The 16743-nt window shown below is 71.4% G+C and carries 17 protein-coding genes; 9 read left to right on the top strand and 8 right to left on the bottom strand.

Annotated features, from left to right (window positions below; translation table 11 throughout):
* Positions 1 to 72: 72 nt before the first annotated feature.
* Positions 73 to 726, bottom strand: coding sequence for a response regulator transcription factor (locus ACFWU9_RS22740; protein ID WP_384321162.1), 654 nt, complete (start codon positions 724 to 726; stop codon positions 73 to 75).
* 87 nt (positions 727 to 813) lie between these two features.
* Here ACFWU9_RS22740 and ACFWU9_RS22735 point away from each other — a divergent pair, with 87 nt between their 5' ends.
* The 4 genes from ACFWU9_RS22735 to ACFWU9_RS22720 are packed head-to-tail and all read left to right on the top strand — an operon-like array spanning position 814 to position 4614.
* Positions 814 to 1380, top strand: coding sequence for a hypothetical protein (locus ACFWU9_RS22735; protein ID WP_384321160.1), 567 nt, complete (start codon positions 814 to 816; stop codon positions 1378 to 1380).
* Positions 1377 to 2654 (top strand): peptidoglycan-binding protein, encoded by a 1278-nt coding sequence (locus tag ACFWU9_RS22730; RefSeq protein ID WP_384321159.1) that lies wholly within the window; start codon positions 1377 to 1379, stop codon positions 2652 to 2654. Before ACFWU9_RS22735 ends, ACFWU9_RS22730 begins: the two co-directional genes overlap by 4 nt.
* The gene (locus ACFWU9_RS22725; protein WP_384321157.1) at positions 2654 to 3385 is read left to right on the top strand and encodes an ABC transporter ATP-binding protein; all 732 of its coding nucleotides are present in this window, start codon (positions 2654 to 2656) and stop codon (positions 3383 to 3385) included. The genes ACFWU9_RS22730 and ACFWU9_RS22725 overlap by 1 nt, the downstream gene beginning before the upstream one ends.
* A complete protein-coding gene (locus tag ACFWU9_RS22720; RefSeq protein ID WP_384321155.1) occupies positions 3382 to 4614 on the top strand; it encodes an ABC transporter permease in 1233 nt (410 codons plus the stop codon). Before ACFWU9_RS22725 ends, ACFWU9_RS22720 begins: the two co-directional genes overlap by 4 nt.
* A gap of 152 nt (positions 4615 to 4766) precedes the next feature.
* Here ACFWU9_RS22720 and ACFWU9_RS22715 read toward each other — a convergent pair whose 3' ends face one another.
* From ACFWU9_RS22715 to ACFWU9_RS22700, 4 genes are all read right to left on the bottom strand, one after another.
* Entirely contained in the window at positions 4767 to 5249 is a 483-nt protein-coding gene (locus ACFWU9_RS22715; protein ID WP_384321153.1) for an SRPBCC family protein, read from the bottom strand.
* On the bottom strand, positions 5246 to 5611 hold the full coding sequence (locus tag ACFWU9_RS22710) for an ArsR/SmtB family transcription factor (protein WP_384321151.1): 366 nt from the start codon (positions 5609 to 5611) through the stop codon (positions 5246 to 5248). Before ACFWU9_RS22710 ends, ACFWU9_RS22715 begins: the two co-directional genes overlap by 4 nt.
* Before the next feature lie 66 nt (positions 5612 to 5677).
* Positions 5678 to 6154: a VOC family protein gene (locus tag ACFWU9_RS22705; RefSeq protein ID WP_384321149.1), complete on the bottom strand. Its 477-nt coding sequence runs from the start codon at positions 6152 to 6154 to the stop codon at positions 5678 to 5680.
* A 116-nt stretch (positions 6155 to 6270) separates the two neighbouring features.
* Positions 6271 to 6690 carry a molybdopterin-binding protein gene (locus ACFWU9_RS22700; RefSeq protein ID WP_384321147.1) on the bottom strand — a complete coding sequence of 140 codons (420 nt, stop codon included), beginning with the start codon at positions 6688 to 6690 and terminating at the stop codon, positions 6271 to 6273.
* Positions 6691 to 6884: 194 nt separating this feature from the next.
* Between ACFWU9_RS22700 and efeO the strand changes: the two genes are divergently transcribed.
* The 3 genes from efeO (at position 6885) to efeU (ending at position 10237) form a co-directional block, all read left to right on the top strand.
* Complete coding sequence (efeO, locus tag ACFWU9_RS22695; protein WP_384321146.1) at positions 6885 to 8036, top strand: iron uptake system protein EfeO; 1152 nt, start codon at positions 6885 to 6887, stop codon at positions 8034 to 8036.
* A gap of 10 nt (positions 8037 to 8046) precedes the next feature.
* Positions 8047 to 9333: an iron uptake transporter deferrochelatase/peroxidase subunit gene (gene efeB / locus ACFWU9_RS22690; RefSeq protein WP_384321144.1), complete on the top strand. Its 1287-nt coding sequence runs from the start codon at positions 8047 to 8049 to the stop codon at positions 9331 to 9333.
* 67 nt (positions 9334 to 9400) lie between these two features.
* The gene (efeU, locus tag ACFWU9_RS22685; RefSeq protein WP_384321142.1) at positions 9401 to 10237 is read left to right on the top strand and encodes an iron uptake transporter permease EfeU; all 837 of its coding nucleotides are present in this window, start codon (positions 9401 to 9403) and stop codon (positions 10235 to 10237) included.
* Between the two features lie 45 nt (positions 10238 to 10282).
* Here the strand turns inward: efeU and ACFWU9_RS22680 are convergent, their stop codons facing one another.
* Positions 10283 to 10693, bottom strand: a complete 411-nt coding sequence (locus ACFWU9_RS22680; RefSeq protein ID WP_384321140.1) for a cold shock domain-containing protein — start codon at positions 10691 to 10693, stop codon at positions 10283 to 10285.
* Between the two features lie 132 nt (positions 10694 to 10825).
* On the opposite strand from ACFWU9_RS22680, the gene ACFWU9_RS22675 reads away from it, so the two are divergent.
* Entirely contained in the window at positions 10826 to 11806 is a 981-nt protein-coding gene (locus ACFWU9_RS22675; RefSeq protein WP_384321138.1) for a YihY/virulence factor BrkB family protein, read from the top strand.
* A gap of 37 nt (positions 11807 to 11843) precedes the next feature.
* Here the strand turns inward: ACFWU9_RS22675 and ACFWU9_RS22670 are convergent, their stop codons facing one another.
* Positions 11844 to 13559: an IlvD/Edd family dehydratase gene (locus ACFWU9_RS22670; protein ID WP_384321136.1), complete on the bottom strand. Its 1716-nt coding sequence runs from the start codon at positions 13557 to 13559 to the stop codon at positions 11844 to 11846.
* 89 nt (positions 13560 to 13648) lie between these two features.
* On the opposite strand from ACFWU9_RS22670, the gene ACFWU9_RS22665 reads away from it, so the two are divergent.
* Positions 13649 to 14662 (top strand): zinc-binding dehydrogenase, encoded by a 1014-nt coding sequence (locus ACFWU9_RS22665; protein ID WP_384321134.1) that lies wholly within the window; start codon positions 13649 to 13651, stop codon positions 14660 to 14662.
* 421 nt (positions 14663 to 15083) lie between these two features.
* On the opposite strand, the gene ACFWU9_RS22660 is transcribed toward ACFWU9_RS22665, so the two are convergent.
* On the bottom strand, positions 15084 to 16679 hold the full coding sequence (locus ACFWU9_RS22660) for a hypothetical protein (protein WP_384321133.1): 1596 nt from the start codon (positions 16677 to 16679) through the stop codon (positions 15084 to 15086).
* Positions 16680 to 16743: the final 64 nt, after the last annotated feature.

The raw sequence follows: 16743 nt of genomic DNA, 5'->3' as shown, positions 1-16743 counted from the left end.
GGGCTCCGCGGGCCGGGTGGACGCCGCTGGGCGCGCGGGCGCGAACCGGGTCGCGGGTCCGGGCGCGGGCGGTCAGATGCGGTAGCCGGCATGCGGCACCGTTTCGATCACCGACGGCTCGCCCAGCTTGCGGCGGAGCCTGCTGACGGTGACCTTCACCGTGTTGGTGAAGGGGTCGGCCGCCTGGTCCCAGGCACGTTCCAGGAGCTGTTCGGCGGAGACGACCCCGCCCTGGGCGGCCAGCAGCAGTTCCAGGACGGCCAGTTCCTTGGGCGAGAGTTCGAGCCTGCGTCCGCCGCGCCGCGCGATCCGCCGGGCCGGGTCCAGCGAGAGATCCCCGTGGACGAGGACGGGCGGTACGGCCGGGTGGGCGCGCCGCGCCAACGCCCGTATCCGCGCTATCAGTTCGGCGAAGGCGAACGGCTTCGGCAGATAGTCGTCCGCGCCGATGCCGAGTCCGTCGACCCGGTCCTCGATGGTGGCCGACGCGGTCAGCATCAGTACGCGCGCCCGGCCACCGCCCGCCACCAGGGCGCGGCAGATGTCGTCGCCGTGCAGACCGGGCAGATCGCGGTCGAGCACGACGACGTCGTACTCGTACAGGGCGGTCAGGTCGAGGGCGTGCGGCCCGTCATGGGCGAGGTCGACGGCCATGCCGTCCTGCCGCAGGCCGGTGCCCACGGTCTCGGCCAGTTCCCGGTGGTCCTCCACGATCAGTACGCGCATGTCGCCCAGCATGACGGAGCGGGGGTTACAGCGGCATAACAGCGGTCGTTCCCGCCCTGTAACCGCCGGGTCGGTAGATGTTGGCCCATGACCCACTCGTACAGGCGCGAAAGCGCGCGCATCGTTTCCCTTGTCCCGCTCCTGCTCGCGGGAGTGCTGCTCGCCGGCTGCTCCGACGGCGGCTCGTCGGCGGCGTCCGATGGCTCGTCGGGCGCCGGTGGCCGCCCGGACGCGTCCCCCACCGACCGCCAGGAACGGAGTCTCGCCTACGCGAAGTGCATGCGTGAGAACGGCGTGCCGAAGTTCCCCGACCCGGCCGAGGGAGGAGGCATCAAACTCGAACCCGGCAGCGGAGTGGACCCCGGGTCCCCCGAGTTCAAGAAGGCACAGGAGGCCTGCGTGGATCTGTCCCCGCAGGGCGTGGGCGGCGGCGGTGGCACGCTCGACTCCACCAAGGTCGCCGCGTGGGCCGAGTGCGTACGGAAGAACGGCGTACCCGAGTTCCCCGACCCGAAGATCAACGGCGGTTCCATGGAGATCGACCTTCCCCCGGGAACGGGCCGGGACAACGCCGACTTCCAGAAGGCCATGGACAGTTGCCGCGACACCTTCCCCGGCGGCGGCGTCATGTTGAAGGGGGGCGGCGGCTCATGACATCCCGTCAGACGGAAGAGGACACCCGATCCGACCCCATGACGGACGGGTCGGCGGACGGACCGACAGAAGAGCCGAACGACGGACCGGCCGACGGACCGGCCGACGTCTCCTCCGGCGGTTTCGCGGACGGACAAGCCGGAACCCGGCGCCGCCCGTTGCGCGTCTCGCTCATCACCCTGGCCGCCCTGACGGTCGTCGCCGCCGGCGGCGTCGGCGCGTCGGGCGTGCTCGGGGGCGACGGCGGCGAGTCCGCCGAGGCCTCGCCCTCCGTGCCCACGAGTTCGGCCACGGTCGAGAAGACCACGCTGACCCGCAGCGAGACCGTGGACGGCACGCTCGGGTACGGGGAGGCGACGACCGTAGGCGCCCCGGCCGGCGCGGGTTCCGGAGATCCGGGTGCCAACGGCGCGGGGGCCGGGTCCGGGACCCTCACCTGGCTGCCGGACACCGGCGACAGGATCGAGCGTGGTGAGACCGTGTACAGCGCCGACGAAGAGAAGTCGGTCCTGCTGTACGGGTCCACCCCGCTCTACCGCACGCTCGGCGTCGGCTCCGAGGGCAAGGACGTCAGGGTCCTGGAGCGCAATCTGGCCGCGCTCGGCCACACCGGCTTCACGGTGGACTCCGAGTACACCGAATCGACCGCCGACGCCGTACGGGCGTGGCAGGAGGACCTCGGCCGGGAGGAGACCGGCCGGGTGGCACCGGGCGACGCGGTCGTGGCCCCCGGCGCCCGCCGGGTCGCCGAGGTCAGGGCCGCGCGGGGCGGAGCCCTGACGGGCGACGTCCTCGGCTGGACCGGCACCGAACGCGTGGTCACCGTCGATCTGGAGGTGCGGTTCGAAGGTCTTGTCGAGGACGGCACCAAGGCCACGGTGCGGCTCCCCGACGGTACGACGGTCGCGGCGAAGGTGACGGACATCGGCGCCTCGGCCACGGCCGCGCCCTCCGAAGGAGGAGGGGGCGGCGAGGACACGAGCGCCGAGGACGCCACCCTGCCGGTCGAGCTGACCGTCAAGGACCAGAAGGAGCTGGGGCGCTACCAGGCGGCACCGGTCGATGTGACGCTCGCCGCCGAGAGCCGCGCCGATGTGCTCGCCGTACCGGTCAACGCCCTGATCGCCCGTCAGGGCGGTGGCTACGCCGTGCAGGCGATCACCGGGGAGGAAGTCGAGAACCGTCCGGTGGAGCTGGGCATGTTCGCGGACGGGCTGGTCGAGGTGGCCGGGCCCGGCATCACCGAGGGTCTGCGTGTGGGGGTCCCGGAGTGATGTCTACCTGGCCCGTCGTCGAACTGACCGGTGTCTCCAGGACGTACGGAGCGGTCACCGCGCTCGCCGACGCCGAACTCACCGTCGGGAAGGGCGAGTTGCTGGGCATCGTCGGCCCCTCCGGCTCCGGCAAGTCCACCCTGCTGAACATCATGGGCACGCTCGCCCGCCCGACCGCCGGCACGGTGTGCGTCGACGGCCACCGGGTGGACGAGCTGACCGACCGTGAACTGTCGGCGCTGCGCGCCCGGTCCATCGGTTTCGTCTTCCAGTCCTTCCATCTCGCCCCCGGCGTACCGGCGTTGGACTCCGTCGCCGACGGACTGCTCTACAGCGGCCGTCCACGCGGCGAGCGGCGCAGTCTCGCCGAACGCGCCCTGCGCCGCGTCGGTCTGGGACACCGGCTGGACAACGAGCCGCACCAGCTCTCCGGCGGGGAGAAGCAGCGCGTCGCCATCGCCCGCGCGGTCGTCGGCGACCCGCCGCTCCTGCTCGCGGACGAGCCCACGGGAGCGCTGGACTCGAAGTCCGGGGAGGTGGTGATGGAGCTGCTGCACGAGCTGAACCGGGCCGGTACGACGGTCGTGGTCATCACCCATGACCGGGACATCGCCGCCTCGCTGCCACGCGAGGTACGGCTCAAGGACGGCCGCGTCGCGCACGATTCGGCCGCCGGCGCGAGCGGCACTCCGTACGCGGGCGCCCGCGCGCCGCGGGAGGTGGGCGTATGAGCGCGAGTACGGCGTCTCCCCCGCGTCCGGCGCCCGCCCGCCCGCGCCCCGCCCGGCTCGGCGCGGCCGATGTCGTACGGGTCGGGGGCTCGGGTCTGCGTTCGCGCCCCATGCGGGTGTTCCTCTCCGCCCTCGGGATCGCCATCGGCATCGCGGCGATGACGGCCGTCGTGGGCATCTCCACCTCCAGCCAGGAGGAGCTGAACCGGCGGATGGCCACGCTCGGTACCAATCTGCTGACCGTGTCCCCGGGTCAGTCGTTCGCCGGTGACCAGGCGTTTCTGACCGACGACGCCGTCGGCATGATCGCGGCGACCGAGGGGGTGGAGTCGGTCTCGGCGATCGGTCGCACCGAGGCCGACGTCTACCGGACCGATCACATCCCCGAGGAACAGACGGGTGGTATCGGGGTGTTCGCCGCCCGGATCGATCTGCCGAGGACCGTGCGGACGGAGGTCGTGGACGGCCGCTGGCTCAGCACGGCGAACGAGCGGTACCCCTCCGCGGTGCTCGGTGCCAAGGCGGCCCGGCATCTGGGTGTCCTTGAGGCGGGGCCGGAGTCCCAGGTCTGGCTCGGCGGACGGTGGTTCACCGTCGTGGGGCTGCTCGCGCCGAACGAGCTGGCCCCCGAGCTGGACGCGGCGGCCCTCATCGGCTGGCCGGTGGCCGAGGACGTCCTCGGTTTCGACGGTCATCCGACGACCGTCTACACCCGCGCGGAGGAGGCGGCCGTCGGCTCCGTACAGAGCGTGCTCGGCGCGACGGCCAACCCGAGCAGTCCCGACGAGGTGGAGGTCTCGCGGCCGTCGGACGCGCTGGCGGCGAAGCGGGCGACGGACGACGCGCTCTCCGGTCTGCTGCTGGGGCTCGGCGCGGTGGCCCTGCTCGTCGGGGGTGTCGGGGTCGCCAACACCATGGTGATCTCGGTGCTGGAGCGCAGGGCCGAGATCGGGCTGCGGCGTTCGCTGGGCGCGACGCGTGGACAGATCCGTACGCAGTTCCTCTGCGAGTCGCTGCTGCTGTCGGCCCTCGGCGGGGTCGGCGGGGTGCTGCTCGGTATCGGGGTCACCGCCGGATACGCGGGGTATCAGGGCTGGCCGACGGTGGTGCCGCTGTGGGCGATGGCCGGCGGAGTCGCCGCGACGCTGCTGATCGGTGGTCTGGCCGGCTTCTATCCCGCCGTACGCGCCGCCCGGCTCCCGCCGACGGAGGCGCTGGCCGCGTCCTGAACCGGCGCGCGTCGACGCCCATGACCGGCCGCGCTCCCCGAGCCGTCGCACCAGGGGGACGGGCCCGTACCGAGCCACACGCTCGGTACGGGCCCGACCGGGCCGTCGTCGGAGCGGCGGACGCACCGGCCACCGCGTCCGGGCGCCGCGCGTTACGGCGTCCCGTCCTCGCCGGTACGGGTCAGATAGGCGCCCAGCGCGCCGAGCCACTCGCCCGTGCCGTGCTCGCGCCACTCCGGCTTCTCCTGGCCGTCGAGGAAGCCGCCCTGCTCGGTGAGGGTCAGCCGGGTGCCGTCGCCGTCGGGCTCGAACTCCACGGTGGTGAGCGAGGCGGTCGCCAGGGTGTCACCGCCGTACAGGGTGGAGCTGTAGACGACGCGCTCGTCCGGGACGATGTCGTGGTAGACGGAGGTGAACGTCATGACGGTGCCGTCCGGGGCCGTACCACGGTTGACCTCCCGGCCGTCGACGCGGAAGTCGAGCTCGTACGCGTGCTTCGGGCCCGCGAACCAGCTCCCCTTCGCCTTCGGGTCGGACCAGGCGGCGAACACGCGCGCCGGGGGCGCCGGATAGAGGCGTTCGATGGTGAACGTCGCGTGGGTGACGGTGTGCTGGGTCCGGGTGTCGTCGGTCATGAGGTGCTCCCTTGCTCTGCTGATCCTTGTTCTGTCGGCTCCTGGTCCGCCAGGTGCTCACCGAGCCGGTCCAGACGGTGCTCCCATGCGGTGCGCTGCCGCCCGATCCAGCCCTCGGCCGTCCGCAGACCGGCCGGCTCGATGTGACAGGTGCGGACCCGGCCGACCTTCTCGGACCGGACCAGACCGCACGCTTCGAGCACCTGGAGGTGCTGCATCACGGCGGGCAGCGACATCTCCAGGGGCTCCGCGAGCTTGCTGACCGAGAGCGGGCCACGGATCAACCGTTCGACCATGTCCCGCCGGGTCGGGTCCGCGAGCGCCTGGAACACCGCGTCCAACGAGCCTTCATAGTTAGGCACGTACTTAACTATCACTCCCCGGACGCCAACAGTCAAGCAATCGCTTAAGTATCACCCTGTCCTGGCTCAGGCCGTCCCGTCGGCGGCGGCCTGCAGACCGGCGAGGTCGATCTTCCTCATGCCGAGCATGGCCTTCATCGCCCGCTGGGACCGCTCCTGGTCAGGGCCGTTCAGCAACGTGTTCATCCCGGTGGGCACGACCTGCCAGGAGAGGCCGAACTTGTCCTTCAGCCAGCCGCACGGGCCCTCCTCGCCGCCCTCGGAGAGCTTGGACCAGTAGTAGTCGACCTCTTCCTGGTCGGCGCACTCGATGACGAAGGAGACGGCCTCGTCGAAGGTGAACTGCGGGCCGCCGTTGATCCCCATGTAGGGCTGGCCGTCCAGCTCGAACTCAACGGTGAGTACGGTGCCGGCCGGGCCGGGACCGGCCTCGCCGTAGTGGGTGACCGCCGTGATTCCTGAGTTCGGGAAGATCCCGATGTAGTACTCGGCGGCGTCCTTCGCCTGTCCGTCGAACCAGAGGCTGGGGGTGATCCTGGGCATGGTCTTCTCCCGGTGTCGTCGATGTCCGCCGCTTCCGCGGCCGCTTGTCCTCCTCCGACTGTGGCACCGGCCGAAACTCATCGCAGAAGGAGACGGACGCGCGGAAACCGTGGTGCTCAGACGGTGGCGAGGGAGATCTCCGTCGATTTGATCAGCGCGGTGACCCCGGTGCCCGGGGTGAGCCCCAGCTCCTCCACGGCCTCCCTCGTGATCACCGCGGTCAGCTCGGTCCCGCCCGTCGTCAGCTTGACGTTCGCGAGGCTGGTGCCGAGGACGATCTCGGTGAGCGTGCCGGACAGCCGGTTGCGGATGCTCAGGCCGTCGACCGGCCCGGTGGCCAGGGAGACCTCGGTCGCCTTGGCCAGCACCCGCACCGCGCTGCCCACCACGATGCCGAGCTCCTGAACGGCCTCCAGAGTGATGGCGGCGGTGACGTCCTGCCCACCCGGCAGATGAACCATGACCGTGGCCATGACCTCCCCGGGGACGACACCGGTGACGGTACCGGGGAGCTGGTTGCGGATGCTCGGCTGCATGGGAGGTCCGGCCTCTCGCTGGTGGGGCGTGGCATGGAAGGGAGCAGGCCCATTGAAAAGGATGAGCAAAGGCGAACCACCCATTGACTCCGGTATCTGGGATTTTGCTGTGGTTTCAGCAGAGTAAGGGTGAGCTAACTTAGGCTCGCCTCACCCCGGGGCCACGACGATCACCGTCCTCCGCTGGAGCCCACATGCGTCCCCTCCGCCTCTCCTCGGTCGCCGCACTCGCGGCGGTCGCCGCCCTCACCACCGTCACCGCGTGCGCCGACAAGAGCGACGCCGGAGGGGACGGGGCCGTCAAGGTCACGGCGACCGACACCTCGTGCGAGGTCTCGAAGAAGGAGTTCCCCGCGGGTCATCTCCAACTGGCCGTGGAGAACAAGGGCTCCAAGGTCACCGAGGTCTATGTGCTGTTCCCCGACGACCGGATCGTCACCGAGCGCGAGAACATCGGCGCGGGCACCAAGGCGAACATCACCGCGGAGATCAAGGCCGGTGACTACGAGATCGCCTGCAAGCCCGGGATGCGGGGCAAGGGGATCCGGCAGCAGGTCAGGGCCACGGGCGGCGGCGAGAGCGCGAAGCGCGACCCGGAGCTGGACGCGGCGGTCGCCGCGTACCGCCAGTACACGCTGGAACAGGCCGAGGAGACCCTGCCGAAGGCGAAGGTGTTCGCGGAGGCCGTGAAGGCCGGTGACATCGAGGCCGCGAAGAAGGCGTACGCCGACTCCCGTATCGGCTGGGAGCGCACCGAGCCGGTGGCCGAGTCCTTCGGCGACATCGACCCGAAGGTCGACCTGCGCGCCGACGGCCTCGAAGAGGGCCAGGACCCCAAGACGGACTGGACCGGCTGGCACCGGCTGGAGAAGTCGCTGTGGCAGGACAAGAAGATCACCCCGCGCGACAAGGAACTCGCGGATCTGCTGATCACGGATCTCACCGCCTGGCAGAAGAAGGTCGGTACGGCGGAGATAACCCCGACGTCCATGGCGAACGGCGCCAAGGAGCTGCTCGACGAGGTCGCGAGCGGCAAGGTCACCGGCGAGGAGGAGCGGTACAGCCACACCGACCTCGTCGACTTCAAGGCCAACGTCGAGGGCGCGGAGAAGTCGTACGCGCTGCTGAAGCCGGTGGCGGCGAAGAACGACGCGAAGCTGACCGGTGAACTGGACTCCAGCTTCGCCGCGTTGAACACGCTGCTCGACACCTACCGCGAGGACCCGACGAGTTACGTGTTCACCTCGTACGACAAGGTCGGCGAGCCGGAGCGCAAGGAGCTGTCCGACGCGGTGAACGCGCTGGCCGAGCCCCTGTCGAAGCTCGCCGCCGCGGTCGTGAAGTAGCGGTGCGGGCATGAGCGACGAGACTGAGCCGGGCGGAGCGGGCGGCGGAGCCCGTACACCGTCCCGGCGTGCGGTGATCGGCTGGGGCGGCGCGGGCCTCGCGCTCGGCGCCGCGGCGGCCGGCGGCACGGTCGCGGCCCTGGGCCGTACGGACGGGTCGGAGCCGGCCGGGTCGGCGGGCGCGGCCGTCCCCTTCCACGGCGCGCACCAGGCCGGAATCGCCACGGCCGTCCCCGACCGGCTGCACTTCGCGGCCTTCGACGTGACCACCGGGGACCGGGCCGAGCTGATCCGGCTCCTCAAGGAGTGGACGGCGGCGGCCAGTTCGATGACCGAGGGGCGGGCGGTCGGCGAAGGCGCGTTCGGTGGACTGCCGGAGGCTCCGCCCGACGACACGGGCGAGGCGGCCGGCCTCAGACCGTCCCGGCTGACGCTGACCATCGGGTTCGGTCCGTCCCTGTTCACGGGGGACGGCGGGAGTCGCGAGGACCGGTTCGGGCTGGCGGGGCGGAGGCCCGACGCGCTGGTGGACCTGCCGAAGTTCCCCGGCGACAATCTCGACCCGGCACGTACCGGCGGCGATCTGTGCGTGCAGGCCTGCGCCGACGATCCGCAGGTCGCGGTGCACGCGATCCGCAACCTCGCGCGCATCGGCTTCGGCCGGACCGCGATCCGCTGGTCGCAGCTCGGCTTCGGCAAGACGTCGTCCACCACGCCCGACGCTCAGACTCCGCGCAATCTCTTCGGCTTCAAGGACGGCACCCGCAATGTCGCGGGCACCGACACGGCCGCGCTCGACCGGCACGTGTGGGTGTCGGCCGGGGCGGGACCCGCCTGGATGGCGGGCGGCTCCTACCTGGTGGCCCGCCGGATCGCGATGCGGATCGAGTCCTGGGACCGCACCTCCCTCCAGGAGCAGGAGGACGTCTTCGGACGGGACAAGGGCGAGGGCGCCCCGGTCGGCAAGGCGCGCGAGCACGACGAGCCCTTCCTCAAGTCGATGCTGCCCACCTCGCACGTACGCCTCGCGCACCCCGACTCCAACGGCGGGGCGCGGATGCTGCGGCGCGGCTACTCCTACACCGACGGCACGGACGGACTCGGCCGGCTGGACGCGGGCCTGTTCTTCCTGGCGTACCAGCACGACGTGCGGGAGGCGTTCATCCCCGTACAGCGCACTCTGTCGCGCGCCGACGCGCTCAACGAGTACATCCAGCACGTGGGTTCGGCGGTCTTCGCCGTACCGCCCGGCGTGCGGGACAAGGACGACTGGTGGGGACGGGAGCTCTTCTCGTGAACGGCGCCCGCACAGCACTCACCGCCCACACAGCACGCACAGTGATCTCGGCGGAAGGACGGCCGGCATGTTCGGCAACTATCTGATCGGTCTGCGCGAGGGTCTGGAGGCCGGGCTGGTCGTCTGCATCCTCGTCGCGTATCTGGTGAAGACCGGGCGCCGCGACGCGCTGCGGCCGGTGTGGACCGGCATCGCCATCGCCTGCGCCGTCTCGCTGTCCTTCGGCGCCGCGCTCGAATTCGGCTCCCAGGAGATGACGTTCGAGGCGCAGGAACTGCTCGGCGGGTCGCTCTCGATCCTCGCCGTGGGGCTGGTGACCTGGATGGTCTTCTGGATGCGCCGCACCGCGCGGCATCTGAAGAGCGATCTGCACGGCAAGCTCGACACGGCGCTGCGCATGGGTACGGGGGCGCTGGTCGCGACCGCGCTGCTCGCCGTGGGACGGGAGGGCCTGGAGACGGCGCTCTTCGTGTGGGCGTCCGTACGGGCCAGTGGCGAGGGCAGGGCGGAGCCGCTGATCGGCGTACTGCTGGGGATCGCCACCGCGATCGTGCTGGCCTGGCTCTTCTACCGCGGCGCGCTCAGGATCGATCTGGCGAGGTTCTTCACCTGGACGGGATCGATGCTGGTGGTCGTGGCGGCGGGCGTGCTCGCGTACGGTTTCCACGACCTTCAGGAGGCGCGCTTCATCGGCGGCCTCCAGGACAAGGCGTTCGACATCACCAGCACGGTCCCGCCGGACAGTTGGTACGGCACCCTGCTCAAGGGCGTCTTCAACTTCCAGCCCGACCCGACGGCCGTCCAGGTGACGGTGTGGGCGCTGTATCTGATCCCGACGATGTTCTTCTTCCTCGCCCCGCGTCGTACGAAGACCGGGCCCCGGCCCGCTCCGCGGACGTCCTAGAGAGGTCGGGCCGGGTGGTGGGCGCTGCTCCGCCCACCACCGCGCTCAGGATTCGAGCCAGCCGTGGGAGCGCGCCAGCTCGATCACCGACGTGCGCACCCGCTTGATCTGATCACCCGTCAGGGACCCGTCGGCCTGGAGCAGCGCCTCGGTCAGCTCGTTCCGCAGCTCGACCGGGGACAGCACGTCCGAGTAGTCGCCGTGCGGATCCACCGGTCCCGTACCCGACGAACTCCGCTGCGACGCGGGCGCGTTCACCAGTCTGATCTGCGACGCCTTGGGACCCTTGTCCCCCATCTCCAGGAAGTACTCGACCTCACTGCCCGCCTTGTACTGGTACTTCTCGTCCAGAAGATCGTTGGCGTGCATGAACACGTCTTCGTCCCCCTCGCTCGGGACGATGAACCCGTACCCGCGAACCTCGTCGAACCTCAGCACTCGACCTACCTGCAACACAGCCCCTACCTCCACGGCCTGCCACTACCTCGGCTACCTCTGCGGGGTCCACACCGAACCCCCGAGCAACCTCTCATATCCGCCCGCCTGCGAGAATCCGTCGTCAGCAGTTCGATTCGAGTCGGGGGCACGATGGGCACGGTGGTGCGGGTACCGCAGACCAGGGACATGATCGGGGAAGAGCTCTCGGGCGACGAGGCGTGGGCGGCGCTGCGCACCTACGGCGGGGGCAAGCTGCTGAGCGACGCCTTCCTGCGGTTCCGTTACGCGGACGGGTTCAGCATCGCGAGGGCGCTGGCCTTCCAGTTCGTCCTGGCGCTGGTGCCGTTCAGCATCGCCCTGGTGGGCGTGGCGATGTCCCTGCACACGGAGAGTGTGGGGCGGGTCGTCGAGTTGACGCTCACCCGGATCGCGCCGGGGCCCAGCGCGGATCTTGTCCGCACCTCGCTCGGGCGTGCCGGGACGGACGCCGGTTCGGGCTCCGGCGGTGAGCTGGCCGTCTGGCTCGGGCTGGGGTTCGCGACGCTGAATCTCGCGTCGGCGATGGCACAGATAGAGCGGGGCGCGAACCGTATCTACGGCGTGGAGCGGGACCGCCCGTTCCTGGCCAAGTACGGCCGCGCGCTGGGGCTCGCGGTCGCGGCGGGGCTGCCGCTGGTCGGCGGGTTCCTCATCCTGGTGGGCGGGGAGGCCGTGGGCGGCGCGCTCGCGGAGACGTTCCGGTGGGGCGGGTCGACGCGGGACGTCTGGGACTGGCTGCGGATCCCGGTGGGCGTCGCGCTGACGTGGCTGGCCTCGGCGGTGCTGTTCCGCCTGGCCCCGCGCCGTGATCAACCGGGTTATACGTGGCTGGCGTTCGGGTCGGCGGTGCATCTGCTGCTCTGGGTGGGCGCGACGTGGCTGCTCACTCTCTACGTCGGGTTCAGCGGGTCGTTCGGGTCGGTGTACGGTCCGCTGACCGCGTTCGTCGCGCTGCTGCTCTGGTCCCAGCTGGCGGGTATCTCGCTGTTCCTCGGGCTGTCGCTGGCGGCACAGTTGGAGTCCGCGAGAGCCGGGCAGCACGACCCGGTGCATCCGGACCCGGGCCACGGCGGGGATCCGGACCACGTCTGAGGTGCGGGCCGCGGGCCCGGAGCCTCCGGGCCCGTGCTCAGTGCGACTCGCGCGACACCTCGTGGCCGCTCGATCCGACGAGGAAGTCGAGATCGACACCGGTGTCGGCCTGCATGACATGGTCGACATAGAGACGTTCCCAGCCGCGCGCCGGAGCGGCGAAGGCGCCGGTCATCTCCGGTGCGGGAGCCCGCAGTTCGAGCTCGGCGGCCGGTACGTCCACGTCCAGGCGTCGCCCCGCGACATCCAGCTCGATCCAGTCCCCGGTACGCAGGAGTCCCAGCGGACCGCCGGCCGCTGCCTCGGGCGCGACGTGCAGGACGACCGTGCCGTACGCCGTCCCGCTCATCCGGCCGTCGCAGATCCGCACCATGTCGCGTACGCCCTGCTCCAGCAGCTTGGTGGGCAGCGGCAGGTTCGCCACCTCGGGCATGCCCGGGTAGCCCTTGGGGCCGCAGCCCCGGAGCACGAGCACCGACGACGCGTCGACGTCGAGATCCGGGTCGTCGATACGGGCGTGCATGTCCTCGACGCTGTCGAAGACCAGGGCCCGGCCCCGGTGGTTCAGCAGCTCGGGCGAGGCGGCGGCGGGCTTGATGACGGCGCCGGAGGGGGCCAGGTTGCCCCGGAGGACGGCGATGCCCGCGTCGGCCTGCAAGGGTTCGGCGCGTGGGCGGATGACGGTGTCGTCCCAGATCCGCGCCCCGTCCAGATGGTCCACCAGCGGTGTGCCGGTGACGGTGAGCGCCGCCGGATCGAGCAGGTCCCGCACCTCGTTGAGGACGGCGAGCAGACCGCCGGCCCGGTGGAAGTCCTCCATGAGATGGCGTCCGGCGGGCTGGAGATCGACCAGGAGCGGTACGCCCGCGCCGGTGCGGTCGAAGTCGTCGAGCGTCAGGTCGATGCCGAGCCGCCCGGCTATGGCGAGCAGATGCACGACGGCGTTGGTCGAGCCGCCGACGGCCGCCAGGGCGACGATCGCGTTGAGGAAGGACCCCTTGGTCAGTGTGGTGCTGGGGCGTCTGCCTTCGGCGACCATCTCCACGACGAGCCGGCCCGTGCCGTGGGCGCTCTCCAGCAGGCGGCTGTCCGGTGCGGGGATGCCCGCGACCCCGGGGACGGTGGTGCCGAGCGCCTCGGCGACGCACGCCATGGTCGAGGCGGTGCCCATGGTGTTGCAGTGGCCCCGGCTGCGGATCATGGAGGACTCGGAGCGCAGGAACTCCTCCTCGGAGAGGGTTCCCGCCCGTACCTCCTCGCTGAGTCTCCACACGTCCGTGCCGCAGCCCAGCGGCGTACCGCGGAACGTGCCGGTCAGCATCGGACCGCCCGGCACCACGACGGCGGGCAGGTCCACGGAGGCGGCGGCCATCAGCAGGGACGGGATGGTCTTGTCGCAGCCGCCGAGGAGAACCACGCCGTCCACGGGGTTGGCCCGCAGCATCTCCTCGGTCGCCATCGCCGCCATGTTCCGCCAGAGCATGGCGGTGGGTCTGACCAGCGTCTCGCCGAGGGAGACGACCGGGAGGTTCATCGGGACGCCGCCGGCCTCCCAGATGCCCTGCTTGACGCTCTCGGCGACCTCGCCGAGGTGGGCGTTGCAGGGGGTCAGATCGGACGCGGTGTTGGCGATCGCGATGTGGGGGCGGCCATCGAAGGCGTGCGCGGGCAGTCCCCGGCGCATCCACGCCCGGTGTATGTAGGCGTTCCGGTCCGTTCCCGCGTACCACTGAGAGCTGCGCTGCTCGGGCATGGCTGGCACCCTAACTTTCCCGAGCCGTACGGGGGAAGGGCGCACCCGCTCTCCGCCCGCCGTCCGGCCGCCCGTACAGGAGGTCGTCCTTGCGTGCATTTGTCATCACCGGGCCGGGCCGTTGCGAGGTACTGGACGTCGAACCGCCCGTGGCCGCGCCCGGCGAAGTCGTCGTCGATGTCGACCGGGTGGGTGTCTGCGGCACCGACGTCGAGTTCTACACGGGCGAGATGAGCTACTTGCGTGACGGGCACGCCTCGTATCCGGTCAGGATCGGCCACGAGTGGTGCGGCACCGTGTCGGCCGTGGGCGAGGGCGTCGAGCCCGGCTGGCTCGGGCGGCGCACCACCGGGGACACCATGCTCGGCTGCGGGCGCTGCCGGCGGTGCCTCCGGGGGCTGCACCATGTGTGCGAGGACCGTTACGAGTTGGGCATCCGGCACGGGCGGCCGGGCGCGCTCGCCGAGCGGGTCGCCGTGCCCGTCTCCTCGCTGCACGCCCTGCCGGACAGCGTAGACGCGGCGGCGGGGGCCATGGTCGAGCCGGGCGGCAACGCGCTGCGCGCCGTGGAGGCCGCGGAGCTCTCCCCCGGAGACCGGCTGCTGGTGCTCGGTCCCGGTGCCATCGGTCTGCTCGCGGCGGGCTTCGCGCTCGCGCGGGGCGCGGAAGTCCACGTACAGGGGCTGACGGAGGAGTCACTGGACTTCGCCCGCTCCGTGGGCGCGCACGGCGCGTGGACGGCCGACGGGCTTCCCGATCTGCCCTTCGACGCCGTGATCGACGCGTCGAACGCCGCGCACCTTCCGGCGCGGGCGCTGGAGCTCGTCGAACCGGGCAGGCGCGTCGTCTACATCGGCCTGGCGAGCGAACCGAGCCGCATCGACACGCGTGATCTGGCGCTCAAGGACGTGACCGCGGTGGGCATCCTGAGCGCGTCCCCCGCACTCGCCCGCACGATCGACCACTACGCCTCGGGCGCCGTCGACCCACGCCCCCTGATCGCGGCCACGGTCGCGCTGGAGTCCCTGGCCTCGGTACTGGCGGGCACCCGCCCCGACGGCGCCGGACGGGGACCGAAGATCCAGGTCGATCCGCGGCTGTGAGGGGGGCCTGCGGGACGGCGGGTGACCGCGCGGGTCGGCGGTGGCCGCGCCGGACCGCAGGCGCCCGCGCGGGCCGACGCGGGCCCTGCGGCGTCAGGCCAGGCAGACCTGGACGTCACGGCGGCCACGCCGGACCACAGGCGACCGTGCCGGACCAACGGCGGCCACGCAGAACCGCAGGTCACCGCGCCGGACCACTGTGACCGCGCAGAACCGACAGTCGCCGTGCCCGACGCACGACAATCGTGCGGGCCGTCGGTGGCCACACCGGACCGCAGGCGCCCATGCGGGCCACCGGTGACCGCGCCAGACCAAAGGTGGCCGTACCGGACCGCAGGTCACCGTGCCAGACCAACCGTGGCCATGCAGAACCGCCGGTGGCCGCGCCGGATCGCAGGTGACCGACCGTGGACCCGCCGCCTTACGCCAGGTGGACACCGACCTGGTGGCGGCCCCGCAGGGTGGGTGGGATCGTGGTGGTGCGGCGGCCGTTCAGTGTTGTGGATACCGGGCGATTGCCGGAACCGGTGAGTGTGATGTCCAGCGTCATGTTCCGGTAGGGCAGGTCGCGGAGCGTCACCGGGCCCCACCCCGGGGGCAGGCTCGGGGTGAGGCGCAGTCCGTCCCGTTCGAAGCGCATTCCGAACAGGCCCTGGTGGATCAGCCGGAGATACCCGGTGGCCGACCAGGTCTGGTCCGGCTCGGACTCCCACTGCCGTTCGTTCTGCCAGCCACCGTCCACGGCGCCGGTCCTGGCGTTGTAGATCTCCCAGAAATGGCCGTCGGGCCGCTGGAGGGTGGCGATGTCGACCGCCGCCTGTCCGAACAGGTCGACCCGCCCGCCGACCGCCGCCGCGTGCCCCCACATACCGACCGTCATGGGCCAGACGATCACGTTGTGGCGGCCCGGCCGCTCGTCGTCGAAGCCCGAGAAGTGCGGGTACACGTTGACCACCCCGCGCGGCTGGCGGTGGGTGGTGCGGAGCAGCTCGCGTGTCCGGCTCCGGGAGGCGACCCCGCACAGCACGGCGAAGGCGAGCCCGTTCCCCTCCTGGTACGTCTCCAGTTGCCCGACCCGCTCGCCGGAGCCATGGATGAAGTAGCCGTAACTGCCGGCCTCGGGCCGCCAGAGGCGCGTGTCGATCGCGGTGCGCAACCGGGCCGCCTCGCCGCGCAGTTGACCGGCCGCGGATCTGTCGCCCACCGCCTCGGCCATGTCCGCGCAGGCCAGATACGCCGCGTGGTGGAGGCAGTTGGTCGACAGACACATCAGGGTGTCCGTGTCCGGGTGGTCGAGGACGAAGGAGGAGCCGTTCTCCGGGTCGTACGGCGGGCTCGGGTAACCGGCGATGCCGTCCTGCATGAAGGCGGGGCCCTCGAAGAGGCCGTACTCCTCGTTGAAGTGCCGTTCCCGGCCCAGGTGCAGGGTCGTGAGGGCGGCCTGGTACGCGTCGGTGACGAACGCGCGGTCCCCGGTGGTCAGATAGTGGCTCCGGGCGGCGATCGCCCAGATGATCTGGTCCCACCACTGGTTGTCCTGCTGCACGACGAGCCCGCCGTCGTCCTGCCGGCGGCAGACCGACCACAGCGTGTTGCGGGCCACGTCGGGGGACAACAGGCTCGCGGCGTTCCAGGAGTTGACCGAGGCGTCGCGGGTCCAGGGCTGTTCGTAGCCGCCGCCGGCCCGGACGAAGACGCCGGGCGGGTCGGTCATCAGGCCGGTCTGGTTGTACTCGGCCGGGTCGTAGGGGACGGTGTTGATGTCGAGGAGATTGTCGAGCGCCGCGCGGTAGGCCCCGCCCAGCAGCGCCTCGTGGGCGTCGGATCCGCCGAACTCGATCCGGGGGCGACCGGTGCCCGTGCGTCCAGGCCCGGCGGGGACGGTCCCGGCGGAAACGGGCGCCGCGAGGGCGGGCGCCCCGGCGGCCGCCATACCCGCCGCCGCCAGTCCGGCCACGGCTCCGGCCCGCAGGACGTGTCGTCGTGCCGGTCCCTGCCGTCGCTCGTCCGAACTCATGCGGCCTCCCCATCGACACCGTTGTCATGCACACACGCAGGGTGGATGTTCGCGGTGACATGAC

This window comes from Streptomyces sp. NPDC058653 (assembly GCF_042716895.1).
In the GTDB taxonomy this organism is placed as follows: Bacteria; Actinomycetota; Actinomycetes; order Streptomycetales; family Streptomycetaceae; genus Streptomyces.
This window is presented reverse-complemented; position numbering and strand designations above follow the sequence as displayed.

Excerpts from the sequence above, each read along its gene's own strand:
- ACFWU9_RS22675 (WP_384321138.1), top strand. The coding sequence starts at position 10,826 with ATGGGCACGGTGGTGCGGGTACCGCAGACCAGGGACATGATCGGGGAA.
- ACFWU9_RS22740 (WP_384321162.1), bottom strand. The coding sequence starts at position 726 with ATGCGCGTACTGATCGTGGAGGACCACCGGGAACTGGCCGAGACCGTG.
- ACFWU9_RS22725 (WP_384321157.1), top strand. The coding sequence starts at position 2,654 with ATGTCTACCTGGCCCGTCGTCGAACTGACCGGTGTCTCCAGGACGTAC.
- ACFWU9_RS22715 (WP_384321153.1), bottom strand. The coding sequence starts at position 5,249 with ATGACCGACGACACCCGGACCCAGCACACCGTCACCCACGCGACGTTC.
- ACFWU9_RS22660 (WP_384321133.1), bottom strand. The coding sequence starts at position 16,679 with ATGAGTTCGGACGAGCGACGGCAGGGACCGGCACGACGACACGTCCTG.
- ACFWU9_RS22730 (WP_384321159.1), top strand. The coding sequence starts at position 1,377 with ATGACATCCCGTCAGACGGAAGAGGACACCCGATCCGACCCCATGACG.
- efeU (WP_384321142.1), top strand. The coding sequence starts at position 9,401 with ATGTTCGGCAACTATCTGATCGGTCTGCGCGAGGGTCTGGAGGCCGGG.
- ACFWU9_RS22700 (WP_384321147.1), bottom strand. The coding sequence starts at position 6,690 with ATGCAGCCGAGCATCCGCAACCAGCTCCCCGGTACCGTCACCGGTGTC.
- ACFWU9_RS22720 (WP_384321155.1), top strand. The coding sequence starts at position 3,382 with ATGAGCGCGAGTACGGCGTCTCCCCCGCGTCCGGCGCCCGCCCGCCCG.
- ACFWU9_RS22705 (WP_384321149.1), bottom strand. The coding sequence starts at position 6,154 with ATGCCCAGGATCACCCCCAGCCTCTGGTTCGACGGACAGGCGAAGGAC.
- efeB (WP_384321144.1), top strand. The coding sequence starts at position 8,047 with ATGAGCGACGAGACTGAGCCGGGCGGAGCGGGCGGCGGAGCCCGTACA.
- ACFWU9_RS22735 (WP_384321160.1), top strand. The coding sequence starts at position 814 with ATGACCCACTCGTACAGGCGCGAAAGCGCGCGCATCGTTTCCCTTGTC.
- efeO (WP_384321146.1), top strand. The coding sequence starts at position 6,885 with ATGCGTCCCCTCCGCCTCTCCTCGGTCGCCGCACTCGCGGCGGTCGCC.
- ACFWU9_RS22670 (WP_384321136.1), bottom strand. The coding sequence starts at position 13,559 with ATGCCCGAGCAGCGCAGCTCTCAGTGGTACGCGGGAACGGACCGGAAC.